Source organism: Streptomyces sp. NPDC047072 (assembly GCF_040643855.1).
GTDB lineage: Bacteria > Actinomycetota > Actinomycetes > Streptomycetales > Streptomycetaceae > Streptomyces.
Window position 1 is genome coordinate 55,595 of sequence record NZ_JBEYVC010000005.1, and the last position, 16,342, is coordinate 71,936.

The window sequence follows — 16,342 nt, forward strand, 5'->3', positions numbered from 1 at the left end:
GGACCCGGGCTGGCGAGAATCCGACATCAACCTCGCGCGTCCTGGACCTGCCCGGATCGCCACGCCGACTCTCGCAGCAGGCGGAGCCCGTTCAGGCCGACCAGGACCGTCGAGCCCTCGTGGCCCGCGACGCCGAGGGGCAGCGGGAGGTGGCCGAGGAGGTCCCACAGGACGAGTCCGGTGATGAAGGTGCCCGCGATCACCAGGTTCTGGAGGACGAGGCGGCGGGCGGCCCGGGAGAGTCGTACGACGGCGGGGATCGTCGTGAGTTCGTCGCGCACGACGACCGCGTCCGCGGTCTCCAGGGCCAGGTCGGAGCCGGCGCGGCCCATCGCGATGCCGGTGTGGGAGGCGGCGAGGGCGGGCGCGTCGTTGACCCCGTCCCCGACGAACAGCACCTTGCGGCCGGCGTCCTGAAGCTCCCGTACGACATCCACCTTGCCCTCGGGCAGCAGCCCCGCGCGCACGTCGGCGATCCCGGTGGCCTCGGCGACCCGCGCGGCGGCGTGCGGGTTGTCGCCGGTGACGAGGAGGGGCGCGGCCCCGGTCAGGGCGGTGAGCGCGGCGGTCGTGGCGGGGGCGGCGGCGCGGAGACGGTCGGTGAGGGCGAGGGTGCCGAGGGGCACACCGTCGCCGGTCACGAGGACGACGGTGGCGCCCTCGTCGTGTGCGGGGAGGGACAGGGCGGCGGGGTGCGCGACGGCCGGGCTCGGCGAGGCAGCGGGACCCTCCGCTCGGCCGGCCTCCGCGCTCTCCGCCTGGACGACGCCCGCACCCACCGACCGCCCGCCCCCCGCACCCTCCACCTGACCGACGCCCGCGCTCGACCCGTGCTCGGCGCTCGCGCCGTCCACGCGGCCGACCCCGATCACCCGCCCCTCAACCACCGCCGAAACCCCCCGCCCCGGCACCGCCACGAACTCCTCCACCGTCGGGATCCGCAGCCCCCGAGCCCGCGCCGCCGCCACGATCGCCCGCGCCAGCGGATGCTCGCTCGGGTGTTCGGCGGCCGCGGCCAGCGTGAGCAGGGCGTCCGGGGTCAGGTCCGAGCCCGGCAGGGGGCGTACGGACGTCACCTCCGGCGCTCCCTCCGTCAGCGTGCCCGTCTTGTCGAGGGCCACCGTGTCGATCTCGCCGAGCCGCTCCATCGCGACCGCCGACTTGACCAGGACGCCGTGCCGCCCGGCGTTGGCGATGGCGGACAGCAGGGGCGGCATGGTCGCGAGGACGACCGCGCAGGGCGAGGCGACGATCATGAAGGTCATCGCACGCAGCAACGCGTCCGTGAGGTCCGCGCCGAAGGCCAGCGGCACGCCGAAGACCAGCAGGGTCGCGGCCACGATCCCCACCGCGTACCGCTGCTCGATCTTCTCGATGAACAGCTGCGTCGGCGCCTTGGTACGCGAGGCCTCCTCGACGAGGGTCACGATGCGGGCGATCACCGAGTCCGCGGGATCACGCGAGACACGGACGCGCAGCGCGCCGGTGCCGTTCAGGGTGCCGGCGAAGACCTCGTCGCCGGGCGCCTTGGCGACGGGGAGCGGCTCGCCCGTGATCGTGGCCTGGTCGGCCTCGCTCGCGCCGTCCACGACCACGCCGTCGGCACCGATGCGCTCGCCCGGCCGGATCAACAGGACGTCCCCGACGACGAGTTCGGAGACCGGCACCGTCTCCTCACGCGTGCCGTCGTCGGTCACCCGAGTCGCCACAGAAGGCGCCAGATCCAGCAGCCCGCGCACCGAGTCCGCCGTCCGGGCCGTCGCCAGCGCCTCCAGCGCACCCGACGTCGCGAAGATGACGATCAGCAGCGCGCCGTCCAGCACCTGCCCGATCGCCGCCGCCCCGAGCGCCGCCACGATCATCAGCAGGTCGACGTCCAGCGTCTTCTCGCGCAGCGCCCGCAGCCCTTCGAGCGCCGGTTCCCAGCCGCCGGTGGCGTAGGCGACGGCGTACAGCGGCCCCCACGCCCACCACGGCAGACCTCCGAGGTCCAGCGCGAGGCCGAGCAGGAAGGCGACGGTCGACGCCAGCGCCCAGCGGGCCTCGGGAAGGGCCAGGACCCGGGTACGACGGCGGGGCGCCGGGGCCGGTGTGCGGACGGGGGCGGGAGCGAGAGTCGTGGACACCCGGCTCACCATACAGGAACACATGAAGACTCATTCATCTGTTCATGTACGATGAGTAAGATACCGCCCATGGGTCATGGAGCCGTCACCACCGCGCAGGAAGCCGCCGAGCGCGTACGCCTGGACGCGGCCAATGTCGCCAAGGTGGCCACCACGCTCCAGGCCCTCTCCACCCCGTCCCGCCTGCTGATCCTCGCGAGACTGCGCGAAGGACCGCTGCCGGCCACGGAGTTGGCGGCCGAGGTGGGCATGGAGCAGTCCGCGTGCTCGCATCAGCTGCGGCTGCTGCGGAACCTGGGTCTTGTCGTGGGCGAGCGCCAGGGCCGGTCGGTGGTGTACGCGCTGCACGACCACCATGTCGCCGAGCTGCTCGACCAGGCCGTGTATCACGTGGAGCATCTGCGGCTGGGGATCAGCGACACGGCGGAGTGAGACGCCGCGCGGGGGCGGAGTGAGACGCCCCGAAGAAGCGGACGCCTCACTCCTGTCACGCCGTTCTCCTCAACCCCCGGCGTATCAGGTGGTCGCCGTCGGCCGCCGGGAGGTTGCCGTGGCCTGGCTCACATTCCTCAGCGGCCGCAGCCGGTAGGTGTACGCGTAGTCCCGGTTCGCGAACAGCTTGTACTCGTCGTGGGTGTGCGCACCCCAGCTGTTGTCGCCGCCGACGCCCATCTGCCGGTGGTTGACGCGCAGGACGACCGCCTCGCGCGGGGTGAGCTGGTAGTCGTGCCGCGCCCCCGAGGACAGGTCCTCCGGCGTGAAGTGCGAGGCGTTGACCTCGACGAGGGGCTCGCCGGAGACGAGCAGTCCGACGCCGTCGCGGCCGGTCAGCGCGGCCCAGCGGACGTCGGTCTTGTTGCCGTTCTCCTGCGGGCGGATGTACGGCGTCCACTGTTCGGCGACGGTCCCGGAGTACAGGCCTACGTCGGTGCCGTCGTTGCGGTCCCAGTGGTTCTCCTCGGGGCCGCGCCCGTAGTAGTGCAGCCGGTCGAGGCGGCGCGGCAGGAAGAGCAGCGTGCCGACCTCCGGGATGTACGGCAGTGAACTCGCCCCCGGGTGCAGGGTGTTGTCGACCTTGATCTCGCCGTTTCCGAAGACCGTGTAGGTGGTGGTGTACGTCGACTCGATGGTGGTCGGCAGGGTGCCGGCGACCCTGATCTCGACGGCCCTGTCCCGCAGCGCGCTGACCTTCACCTCGGTCACCTTGCGCTGGGTTCCGGCGTCCCGCCAGGTCTGGTTGCGGGTGTGCTGCCCGTTGCCGTGGTCGTTGTCGGTGGGCGCCCGCCAGAAGTTGGGGACGGGGCCGTCCGTGAGCAGCCGGGTGCCGTGCGCCTCGTACGACGTGATGGTCCCGGTCTGCTTGTCGACGGTGACGGAGAAGTCCTCACCGGCGACGGTGACTTGGCCGTCGTCTTCCCCGTACCTCAGGGCCGGGACATCCGACAGCGGTACGGGCGTCACCGCCGGGCTGCCCGCGTCGAGGGCGAGCTGCTGCTTGGCGATCTCGAAGCCGGACTTCGCCCAGGGGGTGGACTCCCTTGTCCTGAAGGAGAGTTGGAGGAAGTACTCGGCGCCGGGCGCCGGGTCGGCGGGCAGCTCGTAGGGGACGGCGATCTCCTTGCCCGACAGGGGCGCCAGGTCCAGCTGGTCGCGGGTGAGCCTGCCCCGCCGTACGACTTCGCCGTCGGCGACCAGGGACCAACCGCCGTCGAACTCACGGAGGTTGGTGAAGAGGTACTCGTTGGTGATCCGGACGGCCCCGCCGCCCGGCGACACCCAGGCCGCGTTGATCGCCTGGTAGATCTGCTTGACCTCGGCCGCCTTGCCCGTGTGGCCCCGGTCCGCGGTGACGATGCCGTCCGCGACGAAGGCGCCGTCGTTGGGGTTGTCGCCCCAGTCGCCGCCGTACGCGAAGAAGGTCTTCTCCCGCGGGCGCTTCCGGCTCAGTCCCACGGTGGCCGCGTCGAACCAGAACCGCACGCCCTCGTCGCCGGGTCCGCGGCTCTCGGAGGCGAGTTCGGCGGCGCTCAGGGCACGGGCGTACACCCGCGCCTTGCGTATGGTGCCGCTGAACTCCCGGGTGGGGTTGTCGACATCGGTCGCGAGGGCGAGGGGCGCGGTGGTGCTGCTCGGTCGCCGGGTGGTCGTCCGGGTGGCCTTCACCACGCCGTCGATGGAGAGGGTGAGCGTGCCCGCGTCCGCGTCGAAGACACCGGCGACGTGGTGCTCCTGACTTGTCCAGCCCTCCGACAGCGCGGAGTTGACGGCGATCCACTGTCCGCCGCCGTAGATGAAGAACTCCAGTGAGTTCCCGGACTGTTTGAGGGCGTACTGGGTGTCCCCCTTGGCGATGACGGGCTGGTGACTGTACGTCACATCCGGGGTGATCCAGGCTTCCAGCGTCAACGAACCCGTGAGGTCGAGGCTCGGGTCGCGGGCGAAGACCGTGCCGCCGGAGACGCCCTTGGCGCGGTCGAACGTCGCGCTCGCGGGGAGGACTTCGCCCTGCAGACCGCCGGGTCCGGTCTCGGTGAGGAGGGTGCGCGCCGGGACCGGTGTGGTCAGCGACTGGTCGACGAAGTCCCAGATCCAGCCGCCCTGGAGGACCGGGTAGCGGCGGATGACGTCCCAGTACTTCTTGAGGTTGCCGTTGGAGTTCCCCATCGCATGGGCGTACTCGATCATCACGTACGGCCGGGTGTCGGCGGTGTCCTTGGCGCGGGCCTCCACCCGCGAGGGCGACTCGTACATCTCCGAGCGGATGTCGCTGATGGTGGGGCGGTCGTCGCCCTCGTACTGGACGACGCGGGTGGTGTCGTACGACGTGATCCAGTCCCGCATGTTCACGAAGGTGCTGCCGCCGCCCGCCTCGTTGCCGAGGGACCAGATGACCACGCTGGCATGGTTCTTGTCGCGGTGAACCATGTTCTGGGCGCGCGCCACACAGGCCGCGCTCCAGTCGGCGTGGTTGCCGGGGTACTCGTCGCGGATGCCGTGGGTCTCCAGGTTGGTCTCGTCGACGAGGTAGAGGCCGTACTCGTCGGCGAGTTCGTACCAGAGCGTGTTGTTGGGGTAGTGCGAGGTGCGGACGGTGTTGATGTTCAGCCGCTTGATGATCCGGATGTCCTCGACCAGGTCCGCGCGGGTGAGGGCGGTGCCGCGGTCCGGGTGCATCTCGTGCCGGTTGGTGCCGCGCAGGGAGACAGGTTGGCCGTTGATGCGCATCAGCCCGTCCTTCAGGGCGAATTCACGCAGACCGACCCGGTGCGAGAGCGTCTCGGTCACCCTGCCCGCGGGATCACGCAACCGCAGAACTGCCGTGTAGAGATTGGGGTGTTCGGCCGACCACAGCTGGGGACGGGGTACCGCCTTCGCCGCCTGTACGGTCGTCTCGGCGCCGGAGTCCAGGTCGACCGTCTGCTGGAGCGGGCGGGACCAGACGGGGTGGCCGTCGGCGTCGTACAGCTGGGTCTCGACCGTGTACCGGCCCACGTTGCCGCCGGCGTAGTCGCGCACGCTCGCGGTGACCGCCAACTCCGCTGCGTCATAAGTGTCGTTGAGCGGGGTGTCCAGCTTGAAGTCGCGCAGGTGAACGGCGGGCGTGGAGTAGAGGTGGACCGAGCGGAAGATGCCGCTCAGCCGGATCATGTCCTGGTCCTCCAGCCAGTCGCCGTCGGAGTAGCGGTAGACCTCGACGGCTATCTGGTTGGTGCCCGCCTTCAGGTGCTCGGTGATGTCGTACTCGGCGGGGGTGTACGAATCCTCGCAGTAGCCGACGAGTTGGCCGTTGATCCACACGTAGTGGGCCGACTTCACCCCCTCGAAGTGCAGGAAGGTCCGCCGCCCGGACCAGGTGCGGGGCACGGTGAAGGTGCGTCTGTACTGGCCGACGGGGTTGTACCGGGTGGGCGCGGCGGGCGGCTGGGCGTCCTCGCCGCGGCCGTTGGGGCCCCACCAGGGGTAGGTGATGTTGAGGTAGACCGGGAAGTCGTAGCCGTGCCGCTGCCAGACGGAGGGCACGGGGATGGTCTCCCAGTCGGAGTCGTCCAGGTCGGTGCGGTGGAAGTCCTCGTCGCGGTCGTCGGGGCGGTCGGCGTACGCGAACCGCCACTTGCCGTCCAGGCTTTGGCGGTACGGCGATTCCGCGCGGTCGGCGGCGAGGGCCTGGCCGACGGAGGCGTACGGGGTGAGGGTGGTGTGCGGGGGCTCGGTGCCCAGCCGGAAGACGTCGATGGCGCCGTTCCACTCCGGGGCGCCGGCGCTCTCCGCCGCGTGGCCGCGGGCGGCGAGGGGGCCGGAGGAGAGGGCGAGCGCGCCGAGGACGGCCGCTCCTCCCTCCAGGAGACGCCGGCGGCTGAGCGTGAGGGGCAGCTGGGGAGCGGGCATGATCATGGCCTTCCTCGGGACGACAGTGCGGGTGTACGTACTGAGGGAGCGTCAATTCCTGTGCGCTATTGGGGACTTTGAGGCACAGGATGCGACTCAACCTAGATCCCGAAGCCGATCGAGGCAATGACTTGTCGGTCTCTGTGTGGTCCTGGGGACAACGCGACACGGCACCCCCGCGTGGTGTCACGCGGGGGTGCCGTGGGTCCGTCCGGGCCGCCGGTGGCCGGCGGCCGAGGGGTCAGCCGGTGGGGAGCGCCGGGAGGTTGCTCGTGAGGCTGTCGGTCGGGAGGGTGTCCGTGAGGCTGTCGGTGGGCAGGCCGCCGCCGAGGAGGCCGGTGACCGCGCCGATCACCGTGCCCAGGAGACCGGTGACCGCGCTCAGCACGGAGCCGAGGTCCAGCGAGGTCAGCGCCTTGAGGAGGGCGTCGACCGTGGACTGGACGGTGGCGAGGAGGTCCGAGACGGGGTCGGCGGCGCGGTCCGTCCCGGCGGCGGAGCGGTCCGTCGCGGCCAGGTTCCGCAGCCGCTCCTGCACGGTGGCGTTCGCCGCTTCCACGGCCTTGGCGTGCGCGGCGGCCTCGGCGGCGCCGAGGTGCTCACCGGGCCGCACGGGGATCGCGGTCACCGCGTCCAGGAGGGGCTGGAGGACACCGGCACGGTCCGCGCCGAGGGTGTGCAGCGGCGAGTGGGACAGCGCGCTCTGCCCCGTGGTGGCCGCACCGCGGTGCCCCTCCGCGAGGTCGGACATGCCGAGCCGCGCGAGCAGCCGGTCCGTGTCCACGGGGCTGGACCAGTCGTGCGTCCGCGACACACCGTGGTCCGACGCACCTCGGCCTGCGTCGACAGCGGCGGCCGCGGCGCCGGCCGGCACGAGGACCAGCGCGGCACAGACCAGGGGCGGCAGGAGGAGGCCGCGGGAGACGAGGGGGCGCATGCGCGTTCCTTTCGATGACACGTCGTTGGATTCACCGTGAGAACCCCACGGACACCCCGCAACCGATCACACGCCGCCCGGATGCCCCCGCCCCACCCACCCAAGCCTCCTGACCTGCCCCTTTCCCAGGGCCCTGACCCCCGTCCCCACGTTCGCCCGTCAGGGTGCGGGCGGGGTTCAGGAGCGGGTGGGGACCACGGACGGTTTCGCACCCGACCGCCGCCCCTTCCAGCCGCCGTACGCTCACGACGCGGCGGTGCCTGCTGCTTTTTCCGGTGGCCGCGATGAGTTTCGGTCGCGGTGCCGGTCTGTTGTCGTGACTGTAGGGCGGCGCAGGGTACTGCCCGTCACCGGATATCACGGAGGACACCATGACGAGTACTCCCGACGACCCGGCCGCCGCGCGCTCCGGTCGCCCGCCGGTCGTCGATCTGGCCACCTGGCAGAAGGCGCGGGACGAGCTGCTGGTCCGGGAGAAGGCGCACACCCGGGAGGGCGACGCCCTGGCCGCGGCCCGCCGGCGGCTGCCGATGGTGGAGTTCGACGGCACGGTCGAGGTCGTCGGCCCCGACGGCCCGGTCCCCTTCCTGGACCTCTTCCAGGGGCGCGACGAACTCGTCGTCTACCAGCACATGTGGTACGACGGCGCCCCGCACCAGGGTCAGTGCGAGGGCTGCACGACCACGGCCTGGCATCTCCAGGACGCCGTCTACCTCCACGCGCGCGGTGTCTCCTTCGCCGTCCTGACGACCGGCCCCTGGGAGGAGGTGGCCGCCTTCGTGGAGTTCATGGGCTACACCCAGCCCTGGTACTCGGTGCGCGACGTGCCCGCGCCCGTCGGCGGCGACATGGGCTACCTCGCCTGCTTCCTGCGCGACGGCGACCGCGTCTTCCTCACCTACCGCACGACGGGCCGCGGCAACGAGCGCGTCAACGGATCCCTCGGACTCCTCGACATGACCCCGTACGGCCGCGGCGAGACATGGGAGGACAACCCCGAAGGGTGGCCCGAGGGACGCGGCCCGTGCTGGTCCTGGCGTTCGGACGCGGCGGGGAACGCCGACTGGGGCCCGACCAGCCGTCCCGTCCCCCAGTGGACCCGCCCCGGCGCGACCCCCGTGGAGACCCTCGGCCGCCACGGGCACTGCCACTGACGCCGGTTGTACGTCAGTTGGGCGCTCCCGGCGGCACACGCGGCGCCGGGTCGAGGCGGACGGAGCCGGGGTCGGCCAGGTAGGCGGTGATCAGTCCGGCCGCCTCCCGGTGGTGGTCTCCGTCCCTCTGGTGGTGGTCGCCGCCCATCTCCCGGAGTACCGCCGCGAATTCCCGCAGTACGGACCGGAGTTCGGACCGGACGGGCGCGTGCAGGACCTCGGCGTCGAGCGTGCGCAGCACATGGTGGAGCAGAGCCCAGTCGACGGTGCGCTGCACCGCCGCGCCCGCCGGAACGTCCTCGCGTACGGGGTCCTCGCGCCGCCAAGTGGCCGCCAGCAGCGTGGTGAGCAGCTCGGTGACGCCGGGGACGGCCGGGTCTACGGCGTGCTGCCAGGCAAGGCGGTTGAGGCGGGCCGGTTCCAGCAGCGGTCCAGTGACGAGAACCGCCGCGGACCGCGCCGCCTCGAAGGGGTCGAAGACCACTCCCGCGCCGGTGTCGAAGTACTGGCTCGTCCGGCCGTAGCGGATGGCGGGCGGAGTGAGGGTGTCCAACACGGCGGACGGCAGGGCCAGTTGCTCGGCATGCAGCAGACCGGCCAGTCGGGTCAGCGCCCGGCGCTGGGTGTCGGCGTCGACGGGTACGGCGCCGGTCCCCGCCTCCCCCGCGAGGCCGTACGCGTACCGCACTCCCCCGACCAGCCGTGCGACGGCCGTCACCTCGTGGCGGTGCAACAGCTGGAGCAGGACGGCGCGTTCCTCCAGTTCGCCGGTCTGCCGGTCGGGCGGCAGCACCCCGCGGGAGAAGCCGGCCAGGGCGATGCCGCGGACCCTCAGGACGTTCTCCAGCGCGTCGAATGCATCGCCCGCGGTGACCCACGGGACGCCGTCGGCGTGGGAGGCGTGCGGCTCGTGGCCGTCCTCGTCGGTGACGTAGAGGAGGCCCGACGCGCTGGACTCGCGGCGCAGGGCGGCGAGTTCGTCGTCGGTGTGGTCGCCGTAGCCGTGGGCGACGAGGAAGTGGTCCCAGGGGCCGAGTCCGGTGGCGTACGCGTCGGAGAGGTCGAGGTCGCCGTCCGGTGTCACCGTGACGCGGGCGTGCGGGTAGTCCATGACCGACGGCTTGTCGTGGTGCGTACTGGCGTAGTTGTGCATGAAGCCGAGCGCGTGCCCGATCTCGTGCGCGGCGAGCTGCCGGAGCCGGGTCAGCACCAACTCCTGCACGGCGGCCAGGCGTTGGGGTTCGTCCGGGTGGCCGTAGGGGGCGAGGAGGGCCTCGCCGAGCGCGCGGACCTGCTCGACGCGCTGGGAGCCGAGGCGTACCCGGGCGTGCAGGATCTCGCCGGTGCGCGGATCGGTCAGGCCCTGTCCGAGGGACCAGCCGCGGCCCGCGCGGTGCACCCACACCACACCGTTGACCTCGGGGTCGTACGGGTCGAAGTCCGCGCCGCCCGCCTCGACGCGGTACACGTCGGGCCGCCCGATCCGCGCGAAGCCCTCCCGCCACCAGTTGCCGCCCTCGATCACCGCGGAGCGCAACGGCTCGGGGACGGCCGGGTCGACGTAGAAGACGATCGTGGGATCGGGTCCCGGGGTGGGCTCAACTCGGAAGCGGGGCTGGAACTTGACCTGGGTGGAGGCCCGGCCGACGAGGCCGTGGTCGGCGTAGCCGATGCCGTAGCTCCCCGAGGCGGGGTGGTAACGGCGGGCGGGCATGGGGCGTTCGGGCAACCGGATGAAGGTCAGCTGCTGGACGACGGTGAGGGCGCGCGGGTCGGCGGCGACGGCCCGGACCGCCGCGCCCCGGCCGGGGCCGCGGAAGGTGAGCAGGGCCGGGAGGCGGGTGGCGCGCGGGCCGGTGCGGCTGTCGGCGGTGAGCGGCAGGCCGGCGGACGCGTCGAGGGTGTAGTCGCCCTGGTCGGACTCGTGCAGGTGGTCGGCGACGCGGTCGTGGTCGGCCACCACCAGGTCGGTGGCGTCGACGACCACCACACCGTCCTCCTCCCGCAGCACCGGCCCGCTCCACACCACGGACAGCGCGAAGGACTCGTCTCCGGCGCGTACGACGGCCGGGTCCGGGTCGCTCAGGGTCAGGAAGTGCTTGTTGCGTACGGCGAACAGGACCCGGTCGCCGATCCGGCGGAACTCGGCGAGCCGGGCCTTGCCCGCGCGCCCCCGGTCCAGCCACAGCTCGCTGGAGCCGAGGCCCTGGGAGAGGGAGACGGTGAGGAGGAAGGGCTCGTCGAAGTGACGGATGCCCAGCAGGAGGCGGCCCTGGGCCGGGGCGTCGGGATCCGGTACGAGAGCGAGGAAGTCGGGGGTACGGATCTCTTCGCCGGGCATGACGGGGCCTCTCTCAGTGGTGCGGGGCACGCCGGTACAGGGGGGTGCGGTGAGACGAAGGCCGCGATGACGTACCTCGCGCGCAGTCACCGTACGGATACGCGTCTGCGTTCTGTGGGAGCCGCAGGCACTCGTGGCGCAGCAGGATCTCCACTCTTGGTGTAGCGTACACTACAATTGTAGTAATCGCTACGGTAAGCTGGGCGTCGGATACAGTCACGAGCCGGAAGTGCAGAAGGGGGTCCAGCCGATGACCAAGCCGCAGACGACGCGCAAGAAGCGCGCGAACGGGGTGGAGTCGCGGCAGCGGATTCTCGACGCGACGGTGGAGATCGCGGGCGAGCGCGGGTACGAAGGCACGTCGATCGCGGCCGTCAGCGCCAAGTGCGGACTGCCCGCCAGCTCGATCTACTGGCACTTCAAGGACAAGGACGACCTGATCGCCGCGGTCATCGAGCGCAGCTTCGAGACCTGGCTGGCGGCCGTGGAACTGCCCGGTGAGGAAGCCGGTTCCCCCCTGGAACGGGTCACGGTCATGGCGGCGCGCGTCGCGAAGTCGCTGGTGGACGCGCCGGAGTTCCTGCGCCTCGGCCTGATGCTCGCCCTGGAGCGCCGCCCCGAGGAGCCCCGCGGCCGGGCGGTGTTCCTCCAGGCCCGGGCTGTCGCCGAGCGGAAGGTCGCCGAGGTGATCGGGGAGCTCTTCCCGGAGCTGGACGAGGCCTCCGTCCGCGCTCTCACCGTCTACGGGGTGGCGGGCGCCGACGGACTGTTCGTGCACCGGGAGATCAACGGCGACGCCGTGGATCTGGTGACGATGTTCGAGCTGCACGCGCGGCTGGTGTACCAGGCCGCGGCCGACCTCTCTTAGGCCAGGCCCTCTTGAGTCACGCCCCCGGCCAGGTCGTCGGCGCGCACTGTGTCGCCCAACTCCTGACCGCCCTGCCCGCCTGTTGCCACACCCTCGCACCCGCCGGCCGCTCCCTCGACGCCGAACCCGCCTGACACCACCGGGCGTCGGCGCCTCAGGACCCCTCCGCGCCGACCCGTGCCGCGAACGCCCCGTACGCCGGCTCGTCGAAGAGGACGAACGTGACCACCTCGACGTCCGTCTTCGCGGCGCGGACCGTCTCCACCGCCACGCGCGCGGCGTCGGCCATCGGCCATCTGAAGACGCCGGTGGAGATGGCCGGGAACGCGACGGTGCGGGCGCCGAGTTCGTCGGCGACCCGGAGGGACTCCCGGTAGCAGGAGGCCAGGAGCGCGGGATCGCTGCCCGGCCCCTGATACACCGGACCCACCGTGTGGATCACCCAACGGGCGTCCAGATCGCCCGCGGTGGTGGCGACCGCCCGACCGACGGGCAGGCCCTTGCCGTAGCGCGCGGCGCGGAGCCTGCGGCAGTCGGCCAGGATCGCCGGGCCGCCCCGGCGGTGGATGGCGCCGTCGACTCCTCCCCCGCCGAGGAGGGAGGAGTTCGCGGCGTTGACGATCGCGTCGGCGCTCTGCCGTGTGATGTCCCCCTGGACGAGCCGGATCGTGGTCATGTGCGCCACTCTCGCAGCTCGCCCCGGCGGCGGCACGCCGAATCACCAGGCGACCGGCAGTGAGCGCACCCCGTGCATCGCGGACATCGGCAGGGCCAGCTCCTCCGGCGACGCCGTCAGGCGCAGGCCCGGCAGGCGGCCGAAGAGCGCGGGCAGGCCGATCTGGAGTTCGGCGCGGGCCAGGGACTGGCCGACGCACTGGTGGAGCCCGTGCCCGAAGGCGAGGTGACCGCTCGCGTCCCGGCGGACGTCGAGGGAGTCGGGGTCCGGGTAGACGGCCGGGTCCCGGTTCGCGGCCTGGATCGCCACGGCCACGCCCTCCCCGGCCCGGATGCGCACCCCTCCGATCTCGACGTCCTCGGTCGCGATCCGCCGCAGCCCCCAGTGCGAGACCGTGAGATACCGCAGCAGCTCCTCCACCGCCTCCGGCCACAACTCCGGCTGTGCGCGCAGGACTTCGAGCTGCCCGGGGTTGCGCAGCAGGGCGACGGCGGAGAGGGGGAACATGTTCGCGGTCGTCTCGAAGCCGGCCAGCAGCAGGACGAAGGCGACGCCCACGGCCTCCTCGACGGTGGCCTCGCCCGTCGCCACCCGCTCGGTCGCGAGCCGGGAGAGCAGGTCGTCGGCCGGCTCCTTGCCGCGCGCCACCAGCAGTTCGGTGAGATAGCCGTACAACGCCCTGCGGGCGCCCAGCACATCGGTGGTGCCCGTGGTGAAACTCGTGAACGCCTGCGCCTGTTCACGGAAGAAGCCGTGGTCCTCGTACGGCACTCCGAGCAACTCGCAGATGACGAGCGAGGGTTGCGGCAGTGCGTACGCCGTGACGAGGTCGGCCTCGGTCGCGCCGTCCGCCGTCATGGCGTCGAGGAGGTCGTCGCAGATCCGGGCGATGGCCGGGCGCAGCGCCTCGATACGGCGGAAGGTGAAGTCGGGGACGAGCATGCGCCGCAGCCGGGTGTGGTCGGGCGGGTCCATGAGGAAGAACTGACCGGGCCCCCGCGGGGGCGCCTGCGGGCGCAGCCCGGGGAAGCCCTCCCGGTCGGCGTCGGCGCTGAAGCGCGGGTCGGCGAGCACGGCGCGGGCGTCCTCGTGGCGGGTGATCAGCCAGGGGCTGTTGTCACCCCAGATCGTCACCCGCCGAACGGGCTCCTCCGTCTGCCACTTGGCGTATTCGGGAGCGGGGTCGAGGAGGGGGCGGGTGGTGGGGAGTGCGGGGTGGGGGGTCACTCGGGGTTCCTTACCTTGCGCGTTCTGGTGTCTCTCTCAGCCGTCTGACTCGCTCAGCCGTCCAGACCGGCGAGGTCCAGCAGCAGGGACTTGACCTGCTGTGCCGCGTACGCCTCGCGCGCGTGTGCCGGGTCCGAACACAGCAGTACGGGGCCGTAGTCGGGGTCGGCGGGCAGCCGGCCGTGGCTGCCGCGGACGCCCGAGGGGTCCAGCGGGACGGTCCGGATGCGGTAGCGGAGGCCGAGCTTCTTGCGGGCGATCTGACCGACGGCGCGCAGCTTCACCGCCGGGACGCTCTCGTCGTAGAGGAGTTCGGCGGGGTCGTAGCCGGGCTTGCGGTGGATCTCGACCTGGCGGGCGAAGTCGGGGGCGCGGTCGTCGTCGAGCCAGTAGTAGTACGTGAACCAGGCGTCGGGGGCGGCGAGCGCGACGAGTTCGCCGGAGCGCTCGTGGTCGAGCCCCTGGGCGGCCTTGCCCTCGGCGCCCAACACGCTGTCGACGCCGTCGAGTTCGGTCAGGAGCTTCGCGACCGTCTCGGTGTCGGCGGGGTCGCGGACGTAGACATGGGCGAGCTGGTGGTCGGCGACCGCGAAGGCGCGGGAGGTCCACGGGTCGAGGTACTCCATGCCGTCCTGGGTGTGGACTTCGAGGAGTCCGGCGCGGCGCAGGGCGCGGTTGATGTCGACCGGGCGGGAGACGGGGGCGATGCCGTACTCGCTGAGCGCGACGACGGTGGCGCCCTCGGCCAGGAAGTGGTCGATCAACGGGCCGAGCGCGGCGTCGAGTTCGCGGGCGGCGCGGGCGGACTCGGGCGAGTCGGGGCCGGAGCGCTGGGGCTCGTAGTCGAGGTGGGGGATGTAGACGAGGGTGAGGTCGGGCTGCTTCTCGTCGAAGATCTGGCGGGAGGCCGCGAGGATCCACTGGGTGGAGGGCATGCCCGCGTTCGGGCCCCAGTAGGTGAAGAGCGGGAAGTCGCCGAGCCGGTCGGTGAGTTCGTCGTGCAGGGCGGGCGGCCAGGTGTAGCAGTCGGGTTCCTTGCGGCCGTCGGAGTAGTAGACGGGGCGCGGGGTGACCGTCCAGTCGACGTCGGCGCCCATCGCGTACCACCAGCAGACGTTGGCGACCGTGTAGTCGGGTTTCCGGGCGCGGGCCGTGTCCCAGATCTTCTCGCCGCCGACGAGGGCGTTGTGCTGGCGCCACAGCATGACCTCGCCGAGGTCGCGGAAGTACCAGCCGTTGGCCACCGCGCCGTGTGTGGACGGGAGTTCACCGGTGAGCAGGGTGGACTGCACAGTGCAGGTGACGGCGGGGAGCACGGTGTCGAGGCGGGCCCGGAAGCCGCGGTCGCCGAGGGCGGCGACGGAGGGCATGTGCTTCAGCAGGTTCGGGGTGAGGCCGACGATGTCGAGGACGACGACACGGTTCGTGCGCGAACCCGCCGTGTGAGAGGTCGTGTCGGATGTCATGAGGGGTCCTCCTTGAGGCCGAGGCCGGTCAACCGGTCGCGGGCCCAGGCGAGTTCGGCGGCGATGCCGCCGGGCAGGTCGGTGGGGGGTTCGGGGAGGACGGACCAGGTGTAGGTCTCGACCTCGATGTGGTCGGTCACCGCCGAGGGGCCGTCGAAGAGCCCGGCGAGGACCTGGTCGAGCTGGTCGGCCGTGGTGCGCAGGGGCGGTTCGGGCTCGGCGTGCAGCGGGGCGTGGAAGTGGACGCGCCAGGGGCCCGAGTCGGCGGGCAGCGCGCCGTCGAGGGCGTCGGGCAGGTCGTCGGCCGCCAGCACCTCGGCGGAGGTCGCCGCCCGTGTCTGGTGCAGGAACCGGGGCTCGGCGAGCCGGCGCAGGGCCGCTCGGGCCACCGGGTCCGCGGGGTCCTCGGCCTCCACGGCGCAGGACGCCTGGAGCTTCACCACGGGCAGCCCCGCGTCCGCGAGCCGCCGTAGCGCCGCGGCCGGATGCTCGAACTGCACGGCGAGATGGCAGGCGTCGAGGCAGACCCCGAGCCGGTCGGGGTCGAGACCGCCGAGTGCGCGGACGGCCTGCGCGGTGGTCTCCACGACACAGCCGGGCTCGGGCTCGAAGGCGACCCGGATCCGGCGGCCGGTGTCGTCCTCGATCCCCGCGAGCCCGTCGGACAGCCGGTCCAGAGCCCGGCGGGCCGCCTCGGCGCTCGCGGACGGCCACGGGTCCCGCCAGGCGAGCGGCAGCGTGGAGATACTCCCCCGCTCGGCGTCGTCCGGAAGGAGTTCGGCGAGGATCCGGGCGCAGTCCAGGGTGTACGTCAGTCGTGCCTCGTCGGTCCAGTCGGGAAGGTAGACGTCCTTCTTGACGACCTCGCGGTGGAAGCCGGCGTAGGGGAAGGCGTTGAGGGTGACCGTCTCCAGTCCGCGCGACCGGAGTTCGGCCTTCAGCCTGGCCAACGCCCCTTGGTCGGCGGTGAGTTCACTGACGACCGGGTGGGCGAGCCACAGCCCGATGCCGAGCCGGCCGACGTCGAGCCGCTCGCGTACGGGTTCCGCGTACGCGGCGAGCTGGGCGATCACGCCCTCCAGGTCCTCCGCCTGGTGGACGTTGGAGCAGTAGCCGAGATGGACGGTGGTGCCGTCGGGGTGCAGGAAGCGCACAGGAGGG

12 protein-coding genes are annotated in these 16,342 nt (G+C 72.2%); 4 read left to right on the plus strand and 8 right to left on the minus strand.

The window, feature by feature from the left end:
* Positions 1-26: 26 nt before the first annotated feature.
* A complete protein-coding gene (locus ABZ896_RS03585; RefSeq protein ID WP_360921447.1) occupies positions 27-2,138 on the minus strand; it encodes a heavy metal translocating P-type ATPase in 2,112 nt (703 codons plus the stop codon).
* A gap of 57 nt (positions 2,139-2,195) precedes the next feature.
* Between ABZ896_RS03585 and ABZ896_RS03590 the strand changes: the two genes are divergently transcribed.
* The gene (locus ABZ896_RS03590; protein WP_360921241.1) at positions 2,196-2,558 is read left to right on the plus strand and encodes a metalloregulator ArsR/SmtB family transcription factor; all 363 of its coding nucleotides are present in this window, start codon (positions 2,196-2,198) and stop codon (positions 2,556-2,558) included.
* Positions 2,559-2,642: 84 nt separating this feature from the next.
* On the opposite strand, the gene ABZ896_RS03595 is transcribed toward ABZ896_RS03590, so the two are convergent.
* Together ABZ896_RS03595 and ABZ896_RS03600 are read right to left on the minus strand one after the other, a co-directional pair.
* Complete coding sequence (locus ABZ896_RS03595; protein WP_360921244.1) at positions 2,643-6,512, minus strand: glycoside hydrolase family 2 TIM barrel-domain containing protein; 3,870 nt, start codon at positions 6,510-6,512, stop codon at positions 2,643-2,645.
* 241 nt (positions 6,513-6,753) lie between these two features.
* On the minus strand, positions 6,754-7,449 hold the full coding sequence (locus ABZ896_RS03600; protein ID WP_360921247.1) for a hypothetical protein: 696 nt from the start codon (positions 7,447-7,449) through the stop codon (positions 6,754-6,756).
* Positions 7,450-7,820: 371 nt separating this feature from the next.
* Between ABZ896_RS03600 and ABZ896_RS03605 the strand changes: the two genes are divergently transcribed.
* Complete coding sequence (locus ABZ896_RS03605; RefSeq protein WP_360921250.1) at positions 7,821-8,603, plus strand: DUF899 domain-containing protein; 783 nt, start codon at positions 7,821-7,823, stop codon at positions 8,601-8,603.
* Between the two features lie 13 nt (positions 8,604-8,616).
* Here the strand turns inward: ABZ896_RS03605 and ABZ896_RS03610 are convergent, their stop codons facing one another.
* A complete protein-coding gene (locus ABZ896_RS03610; RefSeq protein WP_360921253.1) occupies positions 8,617-10,944 on the minus strand; it encodes a zinc-dependent metalloprotease in 2,328 nt (775 codons plus the stop codon).
* A gap of 250 nt (positions 10,945-11,194) precedes the next feature.
* On the opposite strand from ABZ896_RS03610, the gene ABZ896_RS03615 reads away from it, so the two are divergent.
* Both ABZ896_RS03615 and ABZ896_RS03620 read left to right on the plus strand, forming a co-directional pair.
* On the plus strand, positions 11,195-11,812 hold the full coding sequence (locus tag ABZ896_RS03615; protein WP_360921256.1) for a TetR/AcrR family transcriptional regulator: 618 nt from the start codon (positions 11,195-11,197) through the stop codon (positions 11,810-11,812).
* A gap of 11 nt (positions 11,813-11,823) precedes the next feature.
* Complete coding sequence (locus ABZ896_RS03620; protein WP_360921259.1) at positions 11,824-11,946, plus strand: hypothetical protein; 123 nt, start codon at positions 11,824-11,826, stop codon at positions 11,944-11,946.
* 20 nt (positions 11,947-11,966) lie between these two features.
* Here the strand turns inward: ABZ896_RS03620 and ABZ896_RS03625 are convergent, their stop codons facing one another.
* The 4 genes from ABZ896_RS03625 to eboE are packed head-to-tail and all read right to left on the minus strand — an operon-like array spanning position 11,967 to position 16,335.
* Positions 11,967-12,488 carry an O-acetyl-ADP-ribose deacetylase gene (locus tag ABZ896_RS03625; protein WP_360921262.1) on the minus strand — a complete coding sequence of 174 codons (522 nt, stop codon included), beginning with the start codon at positions 12,486-12,488 and terminating at the stop codon, positions 11,967-11,969.
* Between the two features lie 42 nt (positions 12,489-12,530).
* Positions 12,531-13,715, minus strand: coding sequence for a cytochrome P450 (locus tag ABZ896_RS03630; protein ID WP_360921264.1), 1,185 nt, complete (start codon positions 13,713-13,715; stop codon positions 12,531-12,533).
* Between the two features lie 53 nt (positions 13,716-13,768).
* On the minus strand, positions 13,769-15,181 hold the full coding sequence (locus ABZ896_RS03635; RefSeq protein WP_360921267.1) for a nucleotide pyrophosphatase/phosphodiesterase family protein: 1,413 nt from the start codon (positions 15,179-15,181) through the stop codon (positions 13,769-13,771).
* Positions 15,178-16,335, minus strand: a complete 1,158-nt coding sequence (eboE, locus tag ABZ896_RS03640; RefSeq protein WP_360921270.1) for a metabolite traffic protein EboE — start codon at positions 16,333-16,335, stop codon at positions 15,178-15,180. Before eboE ends, ABZ896_RS03635 begins: the two co-directional genes overlap by 4 nt.
* Positions 16,336-16,342: the final 7 nt, after the last annotated feature.